We start from the raw sequence: 23,717 nt of genomic DNA on the forward strand, positions 1-23,717 counted from the left end.
TGCACCGCCTTCTTGCCTCGCAATCCGAGTCGACCCACTACCTCATATTTATAAACCGATCGTTCGATAGGCAATGCGAAACAGGACGTGCTGAGGGCTGTTCAGCTTGCCTAATGATCGTAAGGTAGGTATGAATGGCGAAAATTATCAGATTCAGGAGAGCACCGATGAAGCCCTTCGTATTCAGCGCCGACAGCCATGTGATGGAGCCTGCGGAGATTTTCCTCGACGGCCTTCCCGCGAGCCTCAAGGAGCATGCGATTCACTCCCGCAAGGAGGGCGACTATCTGATCACCGGGACGCAGCATAAGCTGATCCACCGCATGCGTCTGGGCAACCAGCGCGAAGTGCCGATCGGGCAGGTGCGCAAGGGCGTCCGCGAGCTGCCGGGACGGCTTGAGGACATGGAGCTCGAAGGAATCGATTCGGAGATCTGCTTCCCCACGCTCGGACTTTGGCTGTACGCAATCGGGGATAGCGAGGCGGAAGCGGCTTCGGCGCGCCTTTACAACGACTGGAACGACGCGTTTCTGGGCAGCCATTCCAACCGGTTCGTGCGGTGCGGCATGCTGCCGGTGCTCGACTTCTCGAACACATTGGCAGAACTCGATTATCTGGCGAGCAAGGGCGTGACTGCGGCCATGCTTCCTGCAGTCAGCCCCGCGGGTGTGGCCAAGTACAACAGCGAGGATTGGGATCCGATCTTTGCCAGGGCAGCCGCGCACGGCATCGTGTTCGTCATGCACACGGGGACGGGTCTCGAGAGCGTGATTGCGGAGAAAGGCCCCGGCGCTGCGATCATCAACTATACCGGTCAAGCCATGGATGCGATGAACACGGCGATGTACCTCATCGCGGGCGGCGTGCTCGATCGCAATCCCGAGGCGAAGGTCGCGTTCATCGAAAGCGGTGCGAGCTGGTTGGTGGCGCTGGCCGAGCGCATGGATGAAGTCGACGAAGCGCACGCCGTGTACGTTCGACCGAAGCTGTCGCGCAAGCCTAGCCAGATCATCGACGACCAGATCTGGTCGAGCTTCCAGCATGACCGGGCCTGCGTGGTGGCGGCCGAGGCGGGCCTTCCGGGCGCCCGCAATTGCATCTGGGGGTCCGACTATCCGCATGGGGAGGGGACGTTCCCCGAAAGCCGGCAGGTGGTGGAGAAGCTGCGCAAGGAATTGAACGTCAGCGAGCAGACCTGGCGCAACGTCATCGGTTTGAACGCCGCGCGCCTCTTCGGCATCGAACCGGTGGCGCAGACTGCGGAGACGCAGGCCGGCTGATCGGTATACGCCGCGCTCGCCGGCGCGAGGCTTGCATTGGTGTAAGTGCCGCGGCCGGTGATCGGCAGGGCCGCACCGAACATCCTGTCGCCGGATCGGCTTTCCGGCGATCGGGTGGGACAACGTCAATAGAACCATAAATTTGGGTGTAGGATGCTGATGGCAACGCCGCTTAACGATTCGGTCGCGATCGCCCATTTGGGGACCGGTGTCTGCAGTGCGTACTGCACCAAATTGCTGATCGATGGCGGTGCGACGGCGATCCGTATCGAGCCACCGGAGGGCGATCCGCTGCGCCGTCGTTCGGCCAGCGGTGCGGCGACCGATCCTGCTACCGGCGGTCCGGTGTTCCAGTTCCTCGCGGCTTCGTCAGAGAGCGTGGTCATCGACATCGGGTGCGCGCAGGATCGCGCGCTCGCCTGGTCGGTCATCGAGGCCGCCGATATCGTCATCTGGACGCCTGGTTCGTCCATCGCCGATGCGCCGGAATTCTCGCCCCGGGCGATACGGGCGCGCGTGCCGGGCGTCGTGGTGGTTGCAATCACCGATTTCGGGTTGATTGGCCTGGAGCATCCCCGACCCGCGACCGAATATACCATGCAGGCGATGGCGGCGGGCTGGGTGTCGAAGGGGCAGGCCGATCGGCATCCGTTGATGGTAGGTGGAGACCATGCCTGCTGGGGGGCGGGCATCTTCGCGGCGCTCGGCGCGATGGCGGCGTGGCGCCGGGCGAGCGCGTCCGGCGAGGGCGAACTCGTCGATGTTTCGATCCTCGACACGCTCCACATCACCCAGCCATTCTTCGGGGCGACGTTCGAAGCTGCAGCCGGACGGCCGCTCCGCTACGTTCGCTCGACCATCCTACCGTTGAATCATCCGACCAGCGACGGCTATGTCGGCTTCCAGGTCACGACAGGTCAGCAATGGCTGGATTTCTGCGCGATGATCGAGCGGCCCGATTGGGCCGAGGACCGCACGCTGTCCCGGCACGATACGCGCGCGCGTCGCAACGCAGAACTGGTCGCAGTGATCGACGCCTGGACGTCGCAGCGCACGACCGCCGAAGTGGTGGAATATGCAACCCTCTTCCGGCTCCCGGTCGCGCCGATCAACAATGGCGACACTATCCGGCAGTTCGAGCAGGTCGTGGCGCGCAACTGGGTGGTAAAGAACCCACAGGGCGGCTTCGACCAGCCGGTCCCGCCCTGCATCTATTGGGGCGACGTGACGAGCCGGCCAGCCGGTATCGCGCCGCGCCTTGGCGAGCACAACGCGGCGGTGGCGACACGGCATCTTCCCGCCCGCACGACCGCAGTCCGGGCCAGCGACCCGAAGCCGCTCCCCTTGGAGGGGCTGCGGGTCATGGACTTCACCGCCTTTTGGGCGGGGCCGATCATCAGCCACTTCCTCGCCATCATGGGTGCCGATGTAATCCATGTCGAATCCCCCAAGCGTCCCGACGGACTGCGTGCTTCGACCATCAAGTTCGACATGAGCGAGGGGTGGTGGGAAGCCTCGCCGCAGTTTGCGGGGACGAACACCAACAAGCGTGATCTGACGCTCGACATGAGCGATGCACGGGCGCGGGAGCTGGCGGTCGAACTGATCGCGCAAGCCGACATCCTCGTCGAAAATTTCAGTTCGCGCGTTATGGAACAATGGGGCCTCACCTATGAGAGGCTGCAGAAGATCAATCCCAAGCTGATTATGGTGCGCGCGTCCGGCTTCGGTAATACCGGGCCGTGGAAGGATCACCTTGCCTATGCGACCACGGTGGAGCAGGCCTGTGGCATGGCCTGGGTGACGGGCTTCGCCGATGGACGGCCGGAAATGTCCGGCGGCTCGTGCGATCCGATCGCTGGCTCGCACGCTGCGCTCGCCATCCTCTTCGCGCTCGAATATCGTCGGCGTAGCGGCAAGGGCCTTCTGCTCGAGACGCCCCAGTTCATGACCGGTCTCAACATCTGCGCGGAGCAGATGATCGAGTTTTCGGCGACCGGCACATTGCTGTCGCGGAACGGCAACCGATCCTGGACGATGGCACCGCAAGGTGCCTACCGTGCTGCGGACTTCGAGCCGCCATACGAGATCATGCCGAAGGATGATTGGATCGCGGTCAGTGTCGCGGACGATGCGCAATGGCGTGCTTTGTGCGGCGTCATCGGCGCCGACGCGCTGGCTGCCGACCCCGACCTTGCGAAGGTGCAGGGGCGCATGCGTCGCCACGACGAGATCGACGCGGCGATTGCCGCCTGGACCCGCCCGTTAAAGGCGGAGGATGCCGTCGCGATGCTGCTGGCGGCCGGCGTTCCCGCCGCACGTTTCCATCCCAGTGCAGGGCTCGAGCACGTCCCGGAGGTCGCCCGACGCGGGCTGTACGAATATGTCGATCAGCCTGGTCTCGGCCTGGTGCCGATCGTGGGCTATCCGGCGCAGTTCGAGCACGGACCCCACCGCATCCATCGCACACCTGCGCCTACGTTCGGGCAGCACAGCCGTGAAATCCTGAAAGGCCTGCTCGGCGTATCGGATGCCGTGTTCGAGAGTTTCGAAGCTTCCGGTGTGGTGGGCACGAAGCCGATGATGGGTACCGCCTGGTAACGCTGCCAAGCGATGCGGGGGGGGGGGGGCATCAGCACCTCGAGACCGACGTTTCGCAATGGTTGGGCCCCCCTTTGGCTTTGGCTCTGTCACGCTGATGATGCCACATCCCGCACAAGGGAGTGGTAGCCATGCCCGCTTTCTATCCTGCGCCAGCGCGGAACCATGTTCGGCTGATGTAGCGTCAGGATGGGAAGCTGTCGCAATCGTGCAACACTGGCCAACTTTCTTTTCGGCGGGTGAGGACAAAGCGGAACGAGGTCAGGCCTCGACCGGCTGAAATCACTCCTGTTGATCCCGCTCAGGGGCATTTTCACCGCTTCCGCCGAATGGCGCGATCCCGTTCCGTCCCTTGACAATGTTGCGGCTACGGCATCTACTGAACGATAGATAAATAGTAAAAAGACCAAAATACTACAAGGAGAGGAAGCGATGTCGAAAACGGCGCTTTACCTATTGTCGACGGCTGCCGTCGGCGTGTTGGCTGTGTCAGATGCGTATGCACAGGAGGTGCCACCAGCCACGCCTCCCGCCGCGGCTCAGCACGGGGTGAGTGCTGCGGAACCAGACGTCATCATCGTGACAGCGCGGCGCCGCGCAGAAGACGCCTCCAAGGTTCCGATCTCGATTTCCACCCTGTCGACCGAACAGCTTGAAAAGGCGGGAATTGCCAATGTGCAGGACGTCGCGAAGATCGCGCCAGGCCTTGCGGTCACCACGTCGCCTGCGGGCAAGGGGAGCCCGTTCATCGCCATTCGCGGTCAGTCGCGTGCCATTACCGGTAATATCTCGCCCGGCGTGCTCGTTTATCTCAATGACGTGCCGCTGCAGAATTTCGGCTCCATCATTCAAACGTATGACATGGCGGACGTGCAGGTGCTGAAGGGGCCGCAGGGGACGCTCTTCGGCCGAAACGCGCTTGGTGGCGCGATCCTGACAAACAGCAAGGCGCCGTCCTACACGTTTGAAGGCTATGTCCGCGGCGAGATCGCGCAATACGACACCCAATCGATCGAGGGAGCGATCAATCTGCCGATCCTGGCAGACCATATCGCGTTGCGGGTCGCCGGTCGAATGGGCAAGGATGGCACTGCCGTTAACGGAACCGTCTACAACGGATATTCTCTCGCCTTAGGGCCCACGGGATTCGTCGCGACGCCTGGGCCACAGGTGCCGAACCCGCGTCTCAAGCCGGGCGAGTTCCTGGATCAGAGCTTCCGGGCGTCGCTGCTGCTCGAGCCGACGGACTGGATCAAGAATGTCAGCGTCTATACCTATGCGAAATCGCGGGGTATGCCTGCGCCGCTGGTCAGCAAGGTCTACTCCAATGGCGTCATGAACGATGGCCAGAATCTGGCGATCTTCTTCCAGCCGCCCGCGCAGATCGCGACCCAGTTCACGCCCATTTTTGGACCCGCCGGTGCGGCTGCCTATGCCTCGATTGTTCAGCAACTGGCACAATGTCCTGCCGGCACGATTAATTGCAATATTTTCGTAGCCAAATCCGCAATGGAAGGCACGGCCATCACGCAGCGGATATCGGCCGTCAATCAAGATCCCGGTCTGGCGCGATTCATTTTTAACAGCTTCTCCAATACAACGACCATTGATATATCGAGTAATCATCAGATCAAGAATATCTTTGGATACAACACTATCGATAACGTAGCATTTGCGACACTTAGCGGCACGCCAATTCCGACGATAACCACTGCTCAGGCGTACCAGATGAAGCAGTTGACGGAAGAGTTGCAGCTATCTGGTGATTTCTTTGGCAAGTCCCTGCAATATACTGTTGGAGGATTTTATTTCCGCGAAGATCCGAACGGTCCTGGCGGCTTCGGGCTTCTTGAAAATAATGCATTTTTCGGCCTTTCTCACAGCATCAGCGCCAACTACCTGCATAACCGGAGCAAAGCGGTATACGGCCAAGTAAACTATTCGCCAGAGTGGCTACTCAAGGGGATCAACTTCACGGCGGGCTTGCGGCAGACGTGGGATAAGCAATCGACGTGCACCACCCTGCAGCAGTTCAGCCCGTTTGCAACGGGTTTTGCGATGCAAATCCGTTCGGCCGGTGATCTGTCGGGAGCAGTCCCGAATGAAGCTGCGTGCGACGCGAATTCGGGGCTAGCGCCGGGAGCGGGGTCGCTGCCGGCCGGCGTGACGTCGCAGTTGCTGCCTTACCGCAGCTTCAGCAAGCTCACCTACACGCTTGGTGCGAACTGGCAAGTAAGCCGCGACGCGATGGTCTATGTCGCCCGCCGACGGGGATACCGGCAGGGCGGATACAACAACCCGCTGTTCGATCCGTTCCTGTCTAGCGTTCAGGCGTTCGAGCCGGAAACCGTCACCGATTGGGAAATCGGGACGAAGCTCAAATGGCGTGGAAACGGCATGAGCGGCGCGTTGAACATCGCGCTGTACAGCGGCAAGGACATCGGTAACCAGCTGCCGACCTCGACGGCGGGTCTCGGCGGCGGCACGTGTGTCCCTTCGGCGGTCGGAAGCGCGGGGCGCGCGGCGAATTGTACGACGAATGCAACCCAGACTGCCTTTGCGGTTGGGACGCCGGGTGTGCTGATCCGGCAGAATGGCACGACCGTCATTCTGAACGCCCGCGACCTGACCATCCGCGGGTTCGACATCGATGCCGTGTTTAGTCCGGTCCATTGGCTCACGTTCAACGGCGGCGTCGGATATGTCGATGTGACCATCGACAAGTCCGCGGCAGACGCGAACCTGAATGCGCTATATGCCGCTGCGGGCCGCCCTCCGGTTGATACCAGCAGCAGGATCCAGGGGCAGCCGACCTGGACGGCCAATGGCGGTATTACTGCACAATATCCGCGGAACGTGCTGGGAGGTACCCTGATGGGTTCTCTCAGCTACACGTATTCAAGTTCGTACCAGCAGGCCGATGTCATCATTCCCGGCAGCAAGTCCGCCGATGCCCGTGTGAGTCTGGACGAGATCGGCGGCACCGGTCTCAGCCTTGCGGTATGGGTCAGGAACATCACGGACGAGATTGTCTATCAGGGGGGGGCCGGAACTTCGCCGCAGGCGCTCGGAATCAACTCGTTCCTCGTCGGAATGCCCCGTACGATCGGGGTGACCGGAACGTTCAAGTTCTGAACCTGTCATCCCTGTAGTGGCGGTTGGCGCGGCATCTCCCGCGCCAACCGTCGCAGAGGCACTTCATTGCCTAAAGTAGCAGTCCCTGGCTGCGTTGGCCCCCATGGTGGAGCTGTGTGTATTCCACTGACGGGGCCGCGCTCCAGGCGCGGCGCCGAACCATGACCCGCAGTTGGAAAGGAATGCTCGTTGGCCCGCTACATCCTCGTTCATGGCGCCTGGCACGGCGGCTGGTGCTGGGAAGAGATTGTTCCCGGGCTGGAGGCGCGCGGCCATGTGGTCGTCGCGCCCGACCTGCCCGGTATGGGACCGGCGCAGGAGGGCGTGGCGCCGCCGACCCTCGATGATTGGGCGAACTTCGTCGCCGATCTCGCGCGTATCAGCGGGGAGGGGGCGATTCTCGTTGGGCACAGCCGGGGCGGGCTCGTTATCAGCCGGGCTGCCGAACTGGCGCCGGAGGCGATTGTCCGGTTGGTTTACGTGGCGGCAGTTTTGGCGGGCCCGGGCGAGACGCTGGCCGATGCGGTGCTGCACGGGCGCTCCGAGCCGATGGCACTCAGCGCCGGGATCGCGATCGATCCGGATTCGCGACGCAGTCGGTTGAAGGACTTGGCGACTGCGAAGGACATGTTTTTCGGCAATTCGTCCGATGCTGTGGCACGACGCGCCTTTGCGCGGCTGAAGGAGGAGCCGTTCGACATCCTGCGTACGCGGCTGGAGTTGACGCCGGAACGCTATGGGCGCGTGCCCCGCACCTATGTGGAATGCCTGCGCGACGTGGCGCTGCCGATCGAGGTGCAGCGCGCGCTGTGTGCGCGGCATCCTTGCGAGATTGCCACGCTCGATACCGACCATTCACCCTATTATTCGATGCCGGCCGAACTCACCGACATCCTGCACGAAGCGGCACGCCGCGCGCGCTGAGCGGGAGAGGGCGTGCCGGTGGTGGCGTTGCCACCCCGGCGCGGTGTCCCGCTATTGGAACTCGAGGTCGAGACGGCCAGTCATCAGCCCCTGCGCGATCTGGCGGTACTGGATTTCGGTGGCGCCTTCGGCGATCTGGTTGAGGCGGGACATGAACCAGGCATCGATCAGCTTGGTTTCGTTAGAAATGCCCATACCGCCGTGAATCTGCATGCACTTGTCGAAGATCTCGTAGCAGTTCTTCGTAACGAACGCTTTCACCATGGAGACTTCATCGCGCGCGTCGTGCCCTTGGTCTACCTTGCCCGCCGCGTCGAGCGCCATGGAGCGGCCGGCATATATTTTCATTGCGTTTTCAGCGAGATACAGCTGTACAGCCTGATGCTCGCCGATCGGCTTGCCGAAGGTGCGACGGATCTTGGCGTATTCCACCGTCTTTTCCATCGCCCAGCGCGCAAAGCCGAGGTTGCGCGCTGCATTCGACAGGCGTCCGTGGCGGACGCCCAGCATAGCGAGCGCGAAACCTTGATCGAGCTCGCCGACTCGGTAGGTGTCGGGGACGCGGACATTGTCGAACGCCAGGATCCCCTCGTCCCCGCCAATCTGACCGAAGATCTTGACGATGCCGGCAAGGCTGTAGCCGGGCGCATCGGTGGGCACATAGAAGCAGCTGACGCCGCCCTTGCGCTGCGCGAAAAGTTCCTTGTTGGTTACGGCATAGACCATGATGAAGTCGGCGGTGGGGGACCAGGAGGTCCACTGCTTGGTGCCGTTGATGATCCAGTCGTCACCATCCCGCACTGCTGTAGTGCGCATCATCCAGCTATCGGAGCCGGCATCCGGTTCGCTCAGCCCGAATGCGCCCTGCAGCTTGCCGCTCGAAAGCGCGGGGAGCACCTCGGCCTGGAGCTCGGGGGAGGCATGTTCCCACACTTCATGCGGACCGCCCGTGAAATGCGAGAGCACGAAATAGGGAAGCTGCGTATAGGGTGGCCCATATTTATAGTGCAGCATCTCGTACGCCAGAAACCACAGGCGCACACCCAGTCCAGCACCGCCCAGCGACTCCGGACAGAACATGGTATAATATCCTGCCCTGGCGGCTGCCTCGCGAACCTGTCGGCGCGCTTCGGTAATCTGCGGTACTTCCTTGCCGTTCTCGTCCCAATACAGCCTTTGGTTCTCGAATAGTTTGTCGACCGACCGCTGGATCGGTTCGATTTCGCTTTCCACGAACTTGAGCAGTCCGTCGAGAATCTGCGTTTCCTCGGGCGTGATGGCAAGGCTCGGGGCGTGCATTGATGCTACTCTCCTGCAGTACGCGCCGCGATCATCCTGGCTCGAGATGTCCGTTGCAGCGCTGTCTAACGGATGATAGATAGATTGAAGATTGAGAGCAAGTGCCCCGCCGGACGGGTTGCCAGCAAGGAGTGGGAAGCAGAATGATCGAGCAGCCATTCGTGATCGACGAGTATCGTGAGCTGCGGGAGCAGGTGCGGCGGTTCGTCCGCGCGGAGATCATGCCCTATGGCGACGAATGGGAAAAGGCCGGCAGGGTGCCGCGCGAGCTCTTGCTCAAGATGGGCGAGCTTGGCCTGCTCGGGCTGCGCGCTCCGGAACGTTTCGGCGGCAGCGGTCTCGGCGTGCTCGGCTGGGTAGTGCTGGCGGAGGAACTCGGTCGTTCGACCTATGGCGGGGTTACCGTCATGGCGATGGTGCATTCGGCCATGGCGATGCCGCATCTCTATCACGCCGGCACGGAAGAGCAGATGTCCCGTTGGCTTCCCGATCTGATCGCGGGCCGAAAGACGTGCTGCATCGCGGTCTCCGAAGCGGATGCGGGGTCGGACGTGGGTGGCATCCGTACCACCGCCCGGCGCGATGGTGACGAATGGGTGCTGAACGGCGCAAAATTCTACATCAGCAATGCAGTTTATGGTGACGTCTTCTTCGTTGCGGCGCGAACCGACCCGGCGGGCAAGGGTGCGCGCGGGATCAGCATGTTCGTGGTCGAAAAGGGTGATCCCGGCTTTTCGATCGGCCGGCGCCTGGAAAAGTTCGGGGATTGGTGCGCCGACACCGCCGAGATCATTTTCGATGAGGCCCGGCTGCCCGCCGATCGCCTGCTGGGCGAGGAAGGGCGCGGCTTCTACGAAGTCATGAAGAATTTCCAAGGCGAGCGACTCGTGCTCGGCGCCATGGCAACGGGCGAGGGCGCGACGGCGCTCAAGCTGACCATTGACCATCTGCGCAACCGCAAGGCGTTTGGTGCGCCGCTCATCGAAAAGCAGGGATTGCGGCAGCGGCTGGCCATGCTGCACGCCAAGCTCGAGGCCGGACGCCAGCTACTCTATTATGCGGCCTGGCTCGAGCAGCAGGGCCTGCCGTGCGTGCGCGAGGTTTCCATGGTCAAGGCATTCTGCGCCGAGAGCTGCAACGAACTGATGTATACCTGCCAGCAGTTCCACGGCGGCATGGGATATCTGCGAGAATCCGCCATCGAGCGGATGGTTCGCGATGCCCGGCTCCACGCCATCGGCGGCGGCGCCACGGAAGTGATGCTGGAAGAAATCGCCAAGCGCTGGGATGACGTGCCCTACTGGCAGTGATGGCAGCTTTTTCGCTCGGGGGCGACGCGCGTTGAAGGATTTGTGGAGATTGGATGGTGTCGAATCAAATTGGGCAGGGTGACGAAGCCCAGGTTACCTTGGAGCGTGTGGGGCGGGTCGCCGTCATTACCCTGAATCGCCCGGCGATGCGGAACCCGTTGTCGCTGGATTTCAAGCGACAGATATTTCCGGTCCTCGATGAAGTCGAAGAGGACAGCAGTCTTGCCGCGGTAGTGCTGACCGGCGCCGGAAGGACGTTCTGTGCCGGCGCGGAACTGGGCGAGGTGGTGCATCCCGACGGCAAGGATGGCGAAGAACAGTTCCGCTCGGTACGCACGTACAACCAGGTTATCCAGCGGATGCGTGCGCACGATCTGCCAATCATCGGCGCCATTAATGGTGCGGCGGTGGGGGGCGGCGCAGCGCTTGCACTTGCCTGCGACATTGCAATCGCTGCTGAGAATGCGAGCTATTTCTTCGCGTTCGGCCGGGTGGGTGCGGCCGCGGCCGACATGGGGTGCACCTATCTGCTTTCGAAGGCCGTCGGCGCCATGCGCGCGCGCCACTGGATTCTGACCGGGCGGACCGTGGGGGCCGCGGAGGGATATGCTGCAGGCCTGTTTGCGGAGGTCGTTCCGGGCGACCAGCTGCTTTCGCGGGCGATTGCGATGGGTGAGGAGATTGCCGCAGCAGCGCCGCGCCGCGCATCGGCTGCAACCAAGCTGGCCCTCAACCGCGCTGACGACACCAGTTTCGAAGCCTGCATTACCTACGAAGCATATGTGCAGAACTACATGTTCACGACGGAGGAGCATCGCAGTCGGCTGCGGGCTCTCATGGAGGGCGGACCGGGCGGCAAAAGGGGATGAGCGCCGCTGCTCGGCTGTGCTCCTGCGGCTGCGATTAGCGGGGGCAGCCCGATCAGGCTGCAGCGGCGTGGGGGGCCCGCTGCTCGCTGCGGCATCACGGCGTCGTTAGGGCGCAGAATCTATACCCCCTTTGGGAAGGCGAGAAGCAGATGAACCGGAAAATCAATGCCGTCATCATTGGCGCTGGAATGGCCGGCATATTGGCTGCCATCAAGCTGAAGCAGCGCGGCGATGTCGATTTCGTCGTCTATGAGAAGGCGGACCAGATTGGCGGGACGTGGAAGTATAATCGATATCCCGGCCTGAGTTGTGACGTTCCGGCCCACGCCTACACCTACAGCTTCGCGGCGAACCCCGAGTGGAGCTCGGTCTATGCGCCTGGTCCGGAAATCCGGGATTATTTCGAAGGCATCGCTGCACAGTACGACGTCAAGCGCTTCATCGAACTGGGCGTAGAGGTGAAAGCGTGCGAATGGGGGGACGGTCGCTGGGCCGTTTCGCTGGGCGACAGGCGGATCGTGCATGCCGACATACTGATCGCTGCAAGTGGCGTGCTGCACCATCCCAACATCCCCGCGCTGCCGGGTATGGATAACTTCGAAGGCGCGCTATTCCATAGCGCACAGTGGCAGGACGACGCTAGGCTGGATGGGGCGAATGTCGGCGTCATCGGATGCGGCTCGACAGGAGTCCAGATCGTCAGCGCGCTTTCGACGCGCGCACACAGCTTGGTGCATGTTTGCCGGACGCCACAATGGATCATGCCGATCCGCCAGCGCCTCTATTCCGAGGAGGAGAAAGCAGGATTCCGCGCGGACGGGAAGAACATTGAGGCCATCCGCTTCGGCGACAAATATCAAGGTGTGCTGAAGCGGTTCGAGGCGGCGGTGACCAATCCGTCCTCGGCGGAAATGGCGGAGATCGAACAGATCGTTTCAGAGAATCTCGAAAACAGCGTACGAGACCCGGATCTGCGCGAGAAGCTGCGGCCGACCTATCGCGCAGCGTGCAAGCGGCTGATCTTCTCCGGCGAATATTATGAAGCCGTCCAGCGTCCTGGCGTGACCGTTGATACCGGAGGAATCGAAACGTTCGAGCGGAACGGAATCCGGATGAAAGACGGGCAGTTCCACGTGCTCGACACGGTCGTGCTCGCCACGGGTTTCGCGGTCGACAGGTTCATTCGCCCTACCCAGGTGACGGGCGAGGACGGGCTCTCCCTCGATGATGCATGGCAGGGACATCCCTCGGCTTATTATGCGATCAGTATCCCGAAATTCCCCAACTTCTTCATGCTCAACGGACCCTCCGGCCCCGTCGGCAACTTCTCGCTGATCGACGTCGTCGAGGCGCAATGGAATTATATCGACCAACTCATTGACCTGCTTGTCCGGGATCAGGCGCGTGCCATCGCGGTGCGGCAGAGCGCAATGGATGCCTATGAAACCTGGCGTTCCATCGAAGCGCGCAAGACGGTCTTCGCCACCGGCTGTTCGAGCTGGTATCTCGATGACAAGGGCGTGCCCAACACATGGCCCAAAGGATTGAGCGAGTTCCAGGCAGCGATGATGGCACCGCGACTGGACGATTTCGAGCTGGCGTCGTGATCGGGTAGCCGGCCATGTCGATCAAGATGCCCGAACCGGATTCGACGGTGCTGCGACGGCGGAACGAAATCGTCGCTGCGATGCGGGCGATCGTGCCCGGTGAGGGGGTTATCAGCGATGAACATGCTGTGCGCCCTTACGAGTCAGACGGACTGACCGCGTATCGCCAGCCGCCGATGCTGGTCGTGCTCCCCGAAACCGTTGCGCAGGTCGCCGCCATATTGCGGTGGTGCCATCGCGAGGGCGTGAAGGTCGTGCCGCGTGGTTCGGGCACCTCGTTATCGGGTGGGGCATTGCCCCTGGCCGATGCCGTGCTGCTGGTAATGACAAAGTTCAACCGGGTGCTCGACGTCGACTATGTCGATCGGGTGGCGGTGGTTCAGCCGGGCGTGACCAACCTCGGCATCACGCGCGCAGTCGAGGACCAGGGCTTCTACTATGCGCCCGATCCATCGAGCCAGATCGCCTGTTCGATCGGCGGCAATGTCGCGGAGAATTCCGGTGGGGTGCACTGCCTCAAATATGGCCTGACCACGAACAACGTGCTGGGCGTCGAACTGGTGCTGATGGACGGGGAGGTGGTGCGGCTGGGGGGGCGTCACCTCGATGGCGCGGGGCTCGACCTGCTCGGCGTGATTGTGGGTTCGGAGGGGCTGCTGGCAGTGGTGACCGAAGTGACCGTGCGTATCCTGCCGAAGCCCGAGCGGGCGCGCGCGCTGCTGCTCGGTTTCCCCGAACCGGAGGACGCCGGTGCTTGTGTGGGCAGGGTCATCGCCGATGGCATCATCCCCGCCGGCATGGAGATGATGGACCGGAACGCCATCCACGCAGCGGAAGCCTTTGTGCACGCAGGCTATCCGCTCGACGTCGGCGCACTGCTGATCGTCGAAGTGGACGGCCCCGCTGCCGAATGCGATCACCTGATCGAAGAAATCGCCCGGATCGCGGGCGAATGCGGCGCGACCACCCTACGCATTTCGGCGGATGAGGCGGAGCGACTTGCCTTCTGGGCGGGCCGCAAAGCCGCCTTCCCGGCGGTAGGGCGACTGGCTCCCGATTATTATTGCATGGACGGCACCATTCCGCGTCGGCGCTTGCCGGATGTCCTGCGAGGCATCGAGGCCATGTCCGCCCGCTATGGCCTCGGCGTCGCCAATGTCTTTCATGCCGGCGACGGGAACCTTCACCCGCTGATCCTCTACGATGCCAATAAGCCGGGTGAACTCGACCGCGCCGAGGCATTCGGCAACGACATTCTGCGGCTGTGCGTCGAAGTGGGAGGCGTCCTGACCGGCGAGCATGGTGTCGGCATCGAGAAGCGCGATCTGATGCCCACGATGTTCTCTGAGAGCGATCTAAAGCAGCAACAGCGCGTCAAATGCGCCTTCGATCCGCAGCTGTTGCTGAATCCCGGTAAGGTGTTTCCAACCCTGCATCGCTGCGCCGAACTCGGGCGGATGCATGTCCATCACGGCCAGGTGCCGTTCCCCGAACTTCCGCGGTTCTGACATGTCGATCCGACCTGATACGATCGAGGATGTGTGTGCCGCCGTGGCGGAAGCCGTGCGATCGGGGCACCGTCTGGAGATTCGAGGGGGTGGCAGCAAGGCGCTTATCGGCGCGCCACGCGATGCCGTCCTGCTGGACATGCGCGGCTTTGCCGGCATCGTCGATTACGATCCTGCCGAACTGGTGCTGACGGTCGGGGCAGGCACGCGGCTTGCGGACATCGAGGCGCTGATCGGTGCCGAGGGGCAGGTGCTTGCGTTCGACCCTTTCGACCATGGGCCGCTGTTCGGCGCAGCGACCGGATGTGCGACCATCGGGGGCGTTGTCTCGGCGGGAGTCGCGGGCTCGTGCCGGATCAGCGCAGGCGGTGCGCGGGACCATCTGCTCGGCTTTCGTGGCGTCTCCGGGCGCGGTGAGGCATTCGTCGCGGGGGCAAGGGTCGTCAAGAACGTGACGGGCTACGACCTTCCGAAGCTGCTTGCGGGAAGTTGGGGGAGGCTGGCTGCCATCACCGAACTGACGCTCAAGGTGCTGCCGCGACCGCGCACGGTGGTTACGATGCTTGCAGAAGGTCTGGATGACCGCGCGGCGATCGCGCTCATGGCCCGCGCGCTGGGCAGCTATGCCGACGTGTCGGCCGCCGCGCATCTGCCGGCATGGGGCGATAGCTCGCAGGCATCGACGACGCTGCTGCGCGTTGCCGGCTTTCCACGTTCTGTGGAAGCGCGGTGCGAGCAACTGCCTGCCATCGTGTGCGAACTGGCGGAACTGCGGCGGGCGAATGCGGACGAAGCCGAACGGCTGTGGCACGACGTTCGCTATGCAATTCCGCTCGATGGGCCTACGCTATGGAGGGTCCATCTGCCGGCATCGCGCGCTTGCCACTTTCTGGCGAAGATGGCGCCGCTGAACGCGCGCTGGCTCCTGGACTGGGGTGGCGCGCTGATCTGGCTCGCCTGTGAGGAGCCCCCCGCGGCAATTCGTGCGGCAGCGGCCGAGTGCAGCGGGCAGGCCGCATTGGTTCGCGCACCGAGCCACCTGTGGGAGACCGTGCCCGCGCAGCATCCACGAAGCGCTGGTATCGGCGCCCTCGAATCCCGCGTGCGCCGCGCCTTCGATCCCAACGGCGTGTTCGAAACCGGACGCTTTCTCGGGGAATTCGATGCAGACTGACTTTTCTCCCGCGCAGCTTGCCGATCCGGCGATGAAGGCGTCGGAAGCGGTGATCCGCAAATGCGTGCATTGTGGTTTCTGCACCGCCACCTGTCCTACCTACGTCTTGCGTGGCGACGAACTCGACAGTCCGCGCGGCCGCATCTACCTGATGAAGGACATGCTGGAGCACGAGCGCGAGCCTACGGCTGAGGTCGTTAAGCATGTCGACCGATGTCTCTCCTGCCTGTCCTGCATGACGACCTGTCCGTCAGGTGTGAACTATATGCATCTGGTCGATCACGCGCGCGCCTATATTCAGAAGCGCTATCGGCGACCATGGCAGGATCGGCTCGTGCGCAGCGTGCTCGCGATGATCCTTCCCTATCCTCGCCGTTTTGGCGTGGCGTTGCGGCTCGGGCGTGCGGCCCGGCCGCTGGCGCCTCTTTTCCTGCGGCTGCCCGGAATGCGTCCCGTTGCCGCCATGCTCGCGCTGGTTCCCGCTACGCCAGCGCCCCGCACGCGGCAGTGTGTCGAGACCGCCGCTAAGTCCTTTCGTGGCAGAGTTGCCATCCTCCGTGGGTGCGCAGAGCCGGTGCTACGTCCCTCGATTCGCGCCGCGACCGAGCGCTTGCTCGATCGTTGCGGCTATCGGGTTGCGTCGATCACGGGCGAGGGGTGCTGCGGAGCGCTTGTCCACCATATGGGTCGCGAGGCTGCTGGGCTGGAAGCCGTCAAGCGGAACGTCGACGTATGGACCCTAGAGATCGAAGGCGAGGGCCTGGACGCGATCGTCGTTACGGCATCGGGGTGCGGCACGACGATCAAGGACTATGGTTATATGCTGCGGGATGATCCCGCCTATGCAGAAAAGGCTGCGCGAGTCTCGGCTATCGCCAAAGATATCAGCGCGTTCCTTACCGAAATCGATGTGGATCTGTCCGCCGCCAATGGGCGCGGCCTGACCGTTGCCTATCACGCAGCCTGCTCGCTTCAGCACGGCCAGAAGGTAACGGAAGCGCCCAAGAGACTCCTCGCTGCTGCGGGCTATGTGGTGCGAACGCCTGACGAGGCGCATCTTTGCTGCGGATCGGCGGGAACCTACAACATCCTGCAACCCGAGATCGCCGATCAACTCGGCGAACGCAAGATCGCCCATCTGGAGCGGCTGGTGCCGGACGTGATCGCCACCGGCAATGTCGGCTGCGCCATCCAGATTGGCCGGGGCGCTTCGGTGCCGGTGGTACACACAGTCGAGCTGCTCGACTGGGCAACCGGTGGTCCGGCGCCGGACGCACTATCACACCGCAACATCGGAGAAGGCATGTCATGAGTGGCATCACGCTGGCGCAGGCCAACCAGATCATCACCGGCGCGCTCGCCAAAGCGGAGGAACGCGGGCTCAAACCGCTGGGTGTCGCGGTCCTCGATGCAGGGGGGCATCTCATCGCCTTTCAGCGGCAGGATGGTGCCTCGACGGGGCGCCTGCAACTCGCGATGGGGAAAGCTGCCGGTGCCCTATTCCTGGGGATTTCGTCGCGCAAGATCGGCGACATGGTCGCGGAACGCCCGATTTTCGTTGCCTCGCTGGGATCGTTGTCGCCGAACGGCGTAGTCCCGGCTGCGGGTGGTGTTCTGGTCATCGACGGTAACGGGGAGACATTGGGGGCCGTCGGCATATCCGGCGACCTGAGCGACAACGACGAACTGTGCGTTCTCGCGGGGGTCGCCGCAGCGGGACTGGCCTGCCAGCAGTGACCACCTTCTCGGCCGGACATGCGCACCCCCCGAATTGGCAAAGCTACCTAACGAACGTTCGTGAAAATTGTTGCCCAAGAAGATGGGTTAGGCTATCTATCGTACGGTCAAGCCGCGGCTTGGCGTGAGAGGATGGCGAACTGCAAAGGCGGAACTGACCCGTTAGCACTGCCTGTTGGAACAAGGGCTCCGGGATCCCGGCGGGGACGGCGATGCGCGTTTGCCTGCCTCGGCAAGGCCTCGCGCGTGAGGGGGCGCATCGGTCGCTAGGCGTGATCGGCGTGTTTTGACCCGGAATTCGTTTGGAAAAAGGACGTGAGAAATGTCTTCCATTTTTAAAAAGCCGATTATCGATACGGACACCCATGTCACCGAGCCGCCCGACCTCTGGACTTCACGCTTGCCGAAGAAATACGGCGATCAGGTACTTCATGTTAAGATGCACCCGAAGTACAACATGGAATATTGGTTCATCGGTGACAAGGCAGTGTTCTCGGCGTGGGGTAGCGCGAACTATGGCTATCCGGGCGGGTCGCTTTCCATTCCGCCGAAGCGCGACGAGTCGCACCCGGGTGCCTGGGACATCCATGAACGACTGAAGTATATGGACGAGGTCGGGGTACTGGCGCAGGTTCTCTATCCGAACCTCGGTGCCGTCACCATGTCGATGTACAAGCGCATGGAAGACGATATCAAGCTCGGCTCGATCCGCGCCTATAACGACTTTCTCGTAGATTTCATTTCGCCGGCACCGGAGCGCTTCGCTGCCATGGCGGTGCTGCCGCTTTGGGACGTCGCCGAATCCGTCAAGGAAGTAGAGCGCGCCGCCAAACTGGGCATGAAGGGGGTTTTGCTGAGCGGTGCGCCGCACGAGCATGGCTGGCCGTATATGAGCGACAAGACGTGGGATCCGCTCTGGGCGGCGATCCGCGCAGCCGATCTGCCCGTCAGCTTCCACGCCGGCGGCGGCGATTTCGCGGACGATTTTCTGAGTGCGGGCCGGTACAAGGCGGACGGCATCTACGCCAATTATGTGCGTTCCTCGACCACGACCTTTTTGCTGATGAGCGGCCAGATGTCGGATCTTCTGATGTCCGGTGTGCCGCAGCGCTTCCCCGAGCTGCGCTTCACCGTGGTGGAGAGCGGGCTGGGTCATCTCCAATTTGCGCTAGAATCGCTCGACTATCATTATAACGTCGCCAAGGTCTGGGAGCATCGGCCTGAGTTCAAGGAACTGCCGAGCGAGACCTTCAAGAAACAGATCTCCGTCAATTACTGGTTCGAACGGCTCGACCAGTATCACGTCGACAGCCTCGGCGAAGACAACATCATGTTCGAGACGGATTTCCCGCACACCACCTGCCTCGGTGGCAAGGAGGCGATCCATAAGGCGCTGCATAATGGTCTGGAGCAGCAGCCGGAGCGGGTTCAGAACAAGGTGCTTTGGCAAAATGCTGCGAAGCTGTTCAAAATCCCTGTGCCCAAGGCACTCAGCGATGCGACGCAGGGCGTAGAAATGGCGTGAGCCAGCCGGGAGGGCGTGCGGTGCTGCGACCAAGATCGACGCACCGCACGCCTGTCGTCTAGGTACCGTGCCGGAAGGAAACGAAGCGTATGCTCACGCTTGAGCCAAATACCAAATATGACATGCCCGCAGCCTTCGGAAAGTCGATCTTTACCACGGTTTCGCATGTTCCCGATCTGCAACTGATCGCCACCTCGTTCGAAACAACCGCGGAAGCGATCGAGCGCCTGCTGCCACCACATCTTGCGCTTGGCGACAACAATCTGGTGTATGTCAACCGCTTACGCTATCGCGGCATCGATTACCTTGCCGGCCGTGGCTATGAGGAGATCGTTGTCGCCGTCAACGCGCGGCATGAGCATGACGGCAAGGTCATCCAGGCGCCCTACATGATCTGCGTATGGGTGGATGAAGTCCCCGCAATCTTGTCCGGCCGTGAGGCGCTAGGCTATCCGAAGCTGTACGCGGACATCCCGCAACTGATCGAGTACCAGGGCCGTATCGGATTTCAGGCGTCGGAATATGGAACCAAGTTTCTCGAGGGCGAGGTGCGCAACCTCAAAGCGTTGCCGGAGTCGGCGCTGCCAAAGATTAACGCCTCGGTCTCGGAGTATAATTTTGCCTGGAAATATATTCAGGGGCCGGAGAACACGATAGACGCCGATTACATCACACTCACCCGGATGAAATGGAACTATCAGCAAGCGTGGATCGGCGAGGGTGAATCCAAATTCCTTCCCAGCAGCTTTGACGAGACCCCGGCATCCTTTGCGGCCGTCAAGGGGCTGGCGGAGCTTCCTATCCTGGGGTGGAAGCCAGGATTCGTCGCCAAGGCGACGGCGATCATCTATCGCGAGGAAACCAAGCGGCTGCCTTCGATGAAACGAGTGCCGGAGTGACGGCATCATAAGAAGTATTTCCGACTGTGTGTCTGCCATCAGAGCAATAAAGATGGGGAGAGAGTATGTGTTGACTCTGTTTCATGGAAAGCGGAGTCGTGCGTTCCGGGTCCTTTGGACCCTGGAAGAGCTCGAGTTGCCGTACAGACTCGTCTACCTGCCCTTTCCACCCCGCGCCCGCGCGCCTTGGTACCTTGATGAAAATTCCCTGGGAACGCTGCCGTTGCTGGTCGATGGCGCAACACGGTTAACAGAATCGGTCGCCGTCTGCCAATATCTCGCTAGCAGATACGACCTTGCTCACAAGGTAAGTGTTCCGGCCATTTCCGCGGAATTCGGAGATTGGCTAACATGGTCGGTCTTTGGCGAGGCAACGATGAATTATCTTTTGTCGGTATGCCTTCGCTACGGTTGGATGGAGCGCGAGGAAAAGCGCAAGCCGGACGTAGTGGCGTTCTACAAGTCCCGTTTCTTCGAAAAGGCGGAGTATCTTGCGGACCAACTTGGGTCAAAGACGTTTTTGGTAGATAATCGGCCGACCATTGCTGATTTCTGCGTAGGCTATAATTTCATCCTGACCGATTTCATGAATTACACTGTTGATCTTCCGGAGGCGGTCCAGGCATATTGGGGACGGCTCAAGGATCTGCCTTCCTATCAACGCTGCCTGCTTGCGGAGCGCGAGGCGCCATTGGCGACTGAGCGCCCGGACGATCTCGCTGCGGTCCGAGCATAGATAATCCGGGAATTCAGACTATGAGCAGAAATTGGATCATTACTGGTGTTTCCTCCGGCATCGGCCGCGCATTGGCAACCGCGGTTCTCGCGGATGGTGGAACGGTGGTAGGGACGCTGCGTAACAAGGATCAGCTTGCAGCGTTCGAGGCGCTCGCGCCCGGCCGTGCCATTGCCCTGCAACTCGATGTGACCGATCGGCCGCGGATTGCCCGCGAAGTCCCGGCGGTGATTGAACGGCTGGGGCATCTGGATGTGCTGGTGAACAACGCCGGATATGGCATCAACGGTGCTCTGGAAGAATTCACCGACGACGAGATAGACCGCTGCATGGCCACCAATTACGGCGGCATGGTTTCGATGATCCGGGCGGTGTTGCCGCATATGCGCCAGCGCCGCAAGGGAGACATCATCAATTTTTCGTCGATCGCCGGCTTCATCGGCTATCCAGGGATGTCGGGGTACAGCGCCGCAAAATTCGCCGTGTCGGGCATGAGCGAGGCCTTGACGGCAGAACTGGCCCCGCTTGGTATCCGCGTGATGGCGGTCGAGCCAGGCGGCTTTCGGACTGAATTCGCACTCGGCTCGCTCGTCCGGACCCAGCGGGTAATCGAGGATTACCAGAGCACGCCCGCTGCAGCGAGCCGCAAGATGCTGTCGGGCTATGGCGGCAGTGAGGAGGGCGATCCTGCTCGGTTGGCTGCGACACTGATCAAGATGATCGATGGCGACGCGTTACCTGTCCATTTTGTCGTCGGCGCTGCGGCCGTTGCGACTAAACGCAAATCCTTGCAGCGCGCGATGGAAGCGCTGGATCGCTGGGGCGAATTGGGGGCTGCTACCGACTTTCGTGACTAGCATTTCGCCCTGTCCGGCGTCGCTGAGCGGGACGATAACACAACAGAGGTGTGGGATATGAAGGTGTTGGTGCCGGTCAAGCGTGTGCTTGACTATAATGTTAAGCCTCGCGTGAAAGCCGATGGCACGGGCGTCGACCTAGCGAACGTCAAGATGAGCATGAACCCCTTCGACGAGATCGCCGTCGAAGAGGCGATCCGTCTCAAGGAAAAGGGCGCTGCGACCGAGATCGTGGCCGTCTCGGTCGGAGACGCCAAGGCGCAGGAGACGTTACGGACGGCGCTCGCCATGGGTGCGGATCGTGCCATTCTGATCGTATGCGAGGGCAAGGTAGAGCCGCTGGCAATTGCCAAGCTGCTGGCCAAGGTCGCCGAAGCGGAAGGGCCGGGTCTCATCATCCTGGGCAAGCAGGCGATCGATGACGACAACAACCAGACCGGTCAGATGCTCGCGGCGCTATGGGGGCGGCCGCAGGGCACCTTCGCCAGCAAGATCGAGGTTGCCGGCGCGTCTGTGGAAGTTACGCGCGAAGTCGATGGTGGTCTGGAGACCGTGAAGCTCCAGCTTCCCGCGATCGTAACGACGGATCTGCGTCTCAACGAGCCACGCTATGCTTCGCTGCCCAATATCATGAAGGCCAAGAGCAAGCCATTGGAGCAGAAGACACCCGCCGATTACGGCGTCGACGTGACGCCGCGGCTCACGACTATAAAGGTCGAGGAACCCGCCAAGCGCCAGGCCGGCGTAAAGGTCGCGGACGTTGATGCGCTGGTCGGCAAACTGAAGACGCTGGGAGTTGTGGCATGAGCGTTCTTGTCTGGGTTGAGCACGACAATGTGTCGGTGAAGGAGGCGACGCTGCCGGCAGTGACTGCCGCCGGCAAGCTGGGCGGCGTGGTCGCGCTGGTCGCAGGCCACGAGGCGCAGGCGGCGGCCGACGCCGCCGCCAAGATCGCGGGTGTTTCCAAGGTGCTGCTGGCGGATGACGCCGCGTACGGCAATGCGCTGGCCGAAAATGTCGCGCCGCTCGTCCTAGACCTGATGCGCGACTTTGATGCGTTCGTCGTACCGGCGACCACGTCCGGCAAGAACATCGCGCCGCGGGTTGCCGCACTGCTGGACGTGATGCAGGTGAGCGAAGTGCTGTCGATCGAGAGCGGTGACACGTTCACCCGCCCGATCTATGCTGGCAACGCGATTGCCACCGTCAAATCGAGCGACGCCAAGAAGGTGCTGACTATTCGCGGGACGGCGTTCGAGAAAGCGGCGCCGGAAGGCGGCAGCGCTTCAGTTGAGTCGATTGGGGGGAAGGGCGACACCGGCCTTTCCAGCTTCGTCCGTGCGGACATCGCCAAGAGCGAGCGGCCGGAACTGACCAGCGCCAAGGTGATCGTATCGGGTGGTCGGGCGTTGCAGAACTCGGAGAATTTTCACGCAATCATCGAGCCTTTGGCCGACAAGCTCGGTGCCGGCGTGGGTGCTTCTCGTGCGGCAGTGGATGCGGGCTATGTCCCCAATGACTATCAGGTCGGTCAGACCGGCAAGATCGTTGCGCCCGAAGTCTACATTGCCGTCGGCATCTCCGGCGCGATCCAGCACCTTGCCGGCATGAAGGATTCCAAGACGATCATCGCCATCAACAAGGACGAGGACGCCCCGATCTTTCAGGTGGCGGACGTCGGCTTAGTCGGTGATTTGTTCAAGATCGTCCCCGAACTGACTGACAAGTTGTAATCGTGAAGATCGCGGTGCTGAAGGAAGCCGCCGCCGGCGAGCGGCGCGTTTCCGCGACTCCCGAAACCGTGAAGAAATTCGCGGCACTGGGGGCGAACGTCGCAGTGGAGGCCGGTGCCGGTGCCGCTGCTTCCTACGCCGATCAGGGCTATGTCGATGCCGGTGCGACCATCGGCGCGCGCGATGCGGTGCTGGCCGATGCCGATATCGTTCTGGGCGTGCAGGGGCCGGACCCAGACAGCCTGACCGGGCTGAAGAACGGTGCATGGATCGTTGCCGGTCTCAACCCTTTCGGCGAGCGTGCGCGAATCGACCGCTATGCAGCGCTGGGTGCGGAGGCGCTGGCGATGGAGTTCATGCCGCGCATCACCCGCGCTCAGTCGATGGACATTTTGTCGTCGCAGTCGAACCTGGCCGGCTACAAGGCGGTGCTGGATGCCGCCGCAGAATATGACCGCGCCTTTCCGATGATGATGACGGCGGCGGGCACGGTCAGCGCCGCCAAGGTTTTCGTGATGGGTGT

Annotated in this window: 19 protein-coding genes; 18 read left to right on the forward strand and 1 reads right to left on the reverse strand. The window is 62.0% G+C overall.

Annotated features, from left to right (window positions below; all coding sequences use genetic code 11):
* The first annotated feature begins 134 nt into the window (after positions 1–134).
* From ACT53K_RS19095 to ACT53K_RS19110, 4 genes are all read left to right on the forward strand, one after another.
* Positions 135–1,280 carry an amidohydrolase family protein gene (locus ACT53K_RS19095; RefSeq protein ID WP_476230391.1) on the forward strand — a complete coding sequence of 382 codons (1,146 nt, stop codon included), beginning with the start codon at positions 135–137 and terminating at the stop codon, positions 1,278–1,280.
* 159 nt (positions 1,281–1,439) lie between these two features.
* Positions 1,440–3,881, forward strand: a complete 2,442-nt coding sequence (locus ACT53K_RS19100; protein WP_476230393.1) for a CaiB/BaiF CoA-transferase family protein — start codon at positions 1,440–1,442, stop codon at positions 3,879–3,881.
* A gap of 432 nt (positions 3,882–4,313) precedes the next feature.
* Positions 4,314–7,016, forward strand: a complete 2,703-nt coding sequence (locus ACT53K_RS19105) for a TonB-dependent receptor (RefSeq protein ID WP_476230395.1) — start codon at positions 4,314–4,316, stop codon at positions 7,014–7,016.
* A gap of 189 nt (positions 7,017–7,205) precedes the next feature.
* Positions 7,206–7,940, forward strand: coding sequence for an alpha/beta fold hydrolase (locus tag ACT53K_RS19110; protein WP_476230397.1), 735 nt, complete (start codon positions 7,206–7,208; stop codon positions 7,938–7,940).
* Positions 7,941–7,991: 51 nt separating this feature from the next.
* Here the strand turns inward: ACT53K_RS19110 and ACT53K_RS19115 are convergent, their stop codons facing one another.
* Positions 7,992–9,239, reverse strand: a complete 1,248-nt coding sequence (locus ACT53K_RS19115; RefSeq protein WP_476230399.1) for an acyl-CoA dehydrogenase family protein — start codon at positions 9,237–9,239, stop codon at positions 7,992–7,994.
* Positions 9,240–9,382: 143 nt separating this feature from the next.
* Here ACT53K_RS19115 and ACT53K_RS19120 point away from each other — a divergent pair, with 143 nt between their 5' ends.
* The 14 genes from ACT53K_RS19120 to ACT53K_RS19185 all read left to right on the forward strand — a co-directional run.
* Positions 9,383–10,549 carry an acyl-CoA dehydrogenase family protein gene (locus ACT53K_RS19120; RefSeq protein ID WP_476230400.1) on the forward strand — a complete coding sequence of 389 codons (1,167 nt, stop codon included), beginning with the start codon at positions 9,383–9,385 and terminating at the stop codon, positions 10,547–10,549.
* A gap of 53 nt (positions 10,550–10,602) precedes the next feature.
* Positions 10,603–11,418 carry an enoyl-CoA hydratase/isomerase family protein gene (locus ACT53K_RS19125; protein ID WP_476230401.1) on the forward strand — a complete coding sequence of 272 codons (816 nt, stop codon included), beginning with the start codon at positions 10,603–10,605 and terminating at the stop codon, positions 11,416–11,418.
* 149 nt (positions 11,419–11,567) lie between these two features.
* A complete protein-coding gene (locus tag ACT53K_RS19130) occupies positions 11,568–13,025 on the forward strand; it encodes a flavin-containing monooxygenase (RefSeq protein ID WP_476230402.1) in 1,458 nt (485 codons plus the stop codon).
* Positions 13,026–13,039: 14 nt separating this feature from the next.
* Entirely contained in the window at positions 13,040–14,533 is a 1,494-nt protein-coding gene (locus ACT53K_RS19135) for an FAD-linked oxidase C-terminal domain-containing protein (protein ID WP_476230403.1), read from the forward strand.
* Position 14,534: 1 nt separating this feature from the next.
* On the forward strand, positions 14,535–15,707 hold the full coding sequence (locus ACT53K_RS19140; RefSeq protein WP_476230404.1) for an FAD-binding protein: 1,173 nt from the start codon (positions 14,535–14,537) through the stop codon (positions 15,705–15,707).
* Complete coding sequence (gene glcF, locus ACT53K_RS19145; protein ID WP_476230405.1) at positions 15,697–17,019, forward strand: glycolate oxidase subunit GlcF; 1,323 nt, start codon at positions 15,697–15,699, stop codon at positions 17,017–17,019. The genes ACT53K_RS19140 and glcF overlap by 11 nt, the downstream gene beginning before the upstream one ends.
* Positions 17,016–17,444: a GlcG/HbpS family heme-binding protein gene (locus ACT53K_RS19150; protein ID WP_476230406.1), complete on the forward strand. Its 429-nt coding sequence runs from the start codon at positions 17,016–17,018 to the stop codon at positions 17,442–17,444. Before glcF ends, ACT53K_RS19150 begins: the two co-directional genes overlap by 4 nt.
* A 322-nt stretch (positions 17,445–17,766) precedes the next feature.
* On the forward strand, positions 17,767–18,969 hold the full coding sequence (locus tag ACT53K_RS19155) for an amidohydrolase family protein (protein WP_476230407.1): 1,203 nt from the start codon (positions 17,767–17,769) through the stop codon (positions 18,967–18,969).
* An 89-nt stretch (positions 18,970–19,058) separates the two neighbouring features.
* Complete coding sequence (locus ACT53K_RS19160; protein ID WP_476230408.1) at positions 19,059–19,868, forward strand: acetoacetate decarboxylase family protein; 810 nt, start codon at positions 19,059–19,061, stop codon at positions 19,866–19,868.
* Positions 19,869–19,938: 70 nt separating this feature from the next.
* Positions 19,939–20,604, forward strand: coding sequence for a glutathione S-transferase family protein (locus tag ACT53K_RS19165; RefSeq protein WP_476230409.1), 666 nt, complete (start codon positions 19,939–19,941; stop codon positions 20,602–20,604).
* 20 nt (positions 20,605–20,624) lie between these two features.
* On the forward strand, positions 20,625–21,461 hold the full coding sequence (locus ACT53K_RS19170) for an oxidoreductase (RefSeq protein ID WP_476230411.1): 837 nt from the start codon (positions 20,625–20,627) through the stop codon (positions 21,459–21,461).
* Positions 21,462–21,518: 57 nt separating this feature from the next.
* Entirely contained in the window at positions 21,519–22,268 is a 750-nt protein-coding gene (locus ACT53K_RS19175) for an electron transfer flavoprotein subunit beta/FixA family protein (protein ID WP_476230413.1), read from the forward strand.
* Positions 22,265–23,194 carry an electron transfer flavoprotein subunit alpha/FixB family protein gene (locus ACT53K_RS19180; protein ID WP_476230415.1) on the forward strand — a complete coding sequence of 310 codons (930 nt, stop codon included), beginning with the start codon at positions 22,265–22,267 and terminating at the stop codon, positions 23,192–23,194. Before ACT53K_RS19175 ends, ACT53K_RS19180 begins: the two co-directional genes overlap by 4 nt.
* A 2-nt stretch (positions 23,195–23,196) precedes the next feature.
* Positions 23,197–23,717, forward strand: a 521-nt coding sequence (locus ACT53K_RS19185) for a Rossmann-fold NAD(P)-binding domain-containing protein (protein ID WP_476230416.1), incomplete at its 3' end; no start/stop codon positions are given.

The sequence above is a fragment of the Sphingomonas sp. DMC8 genome (genome assembly GCF_056314185.1).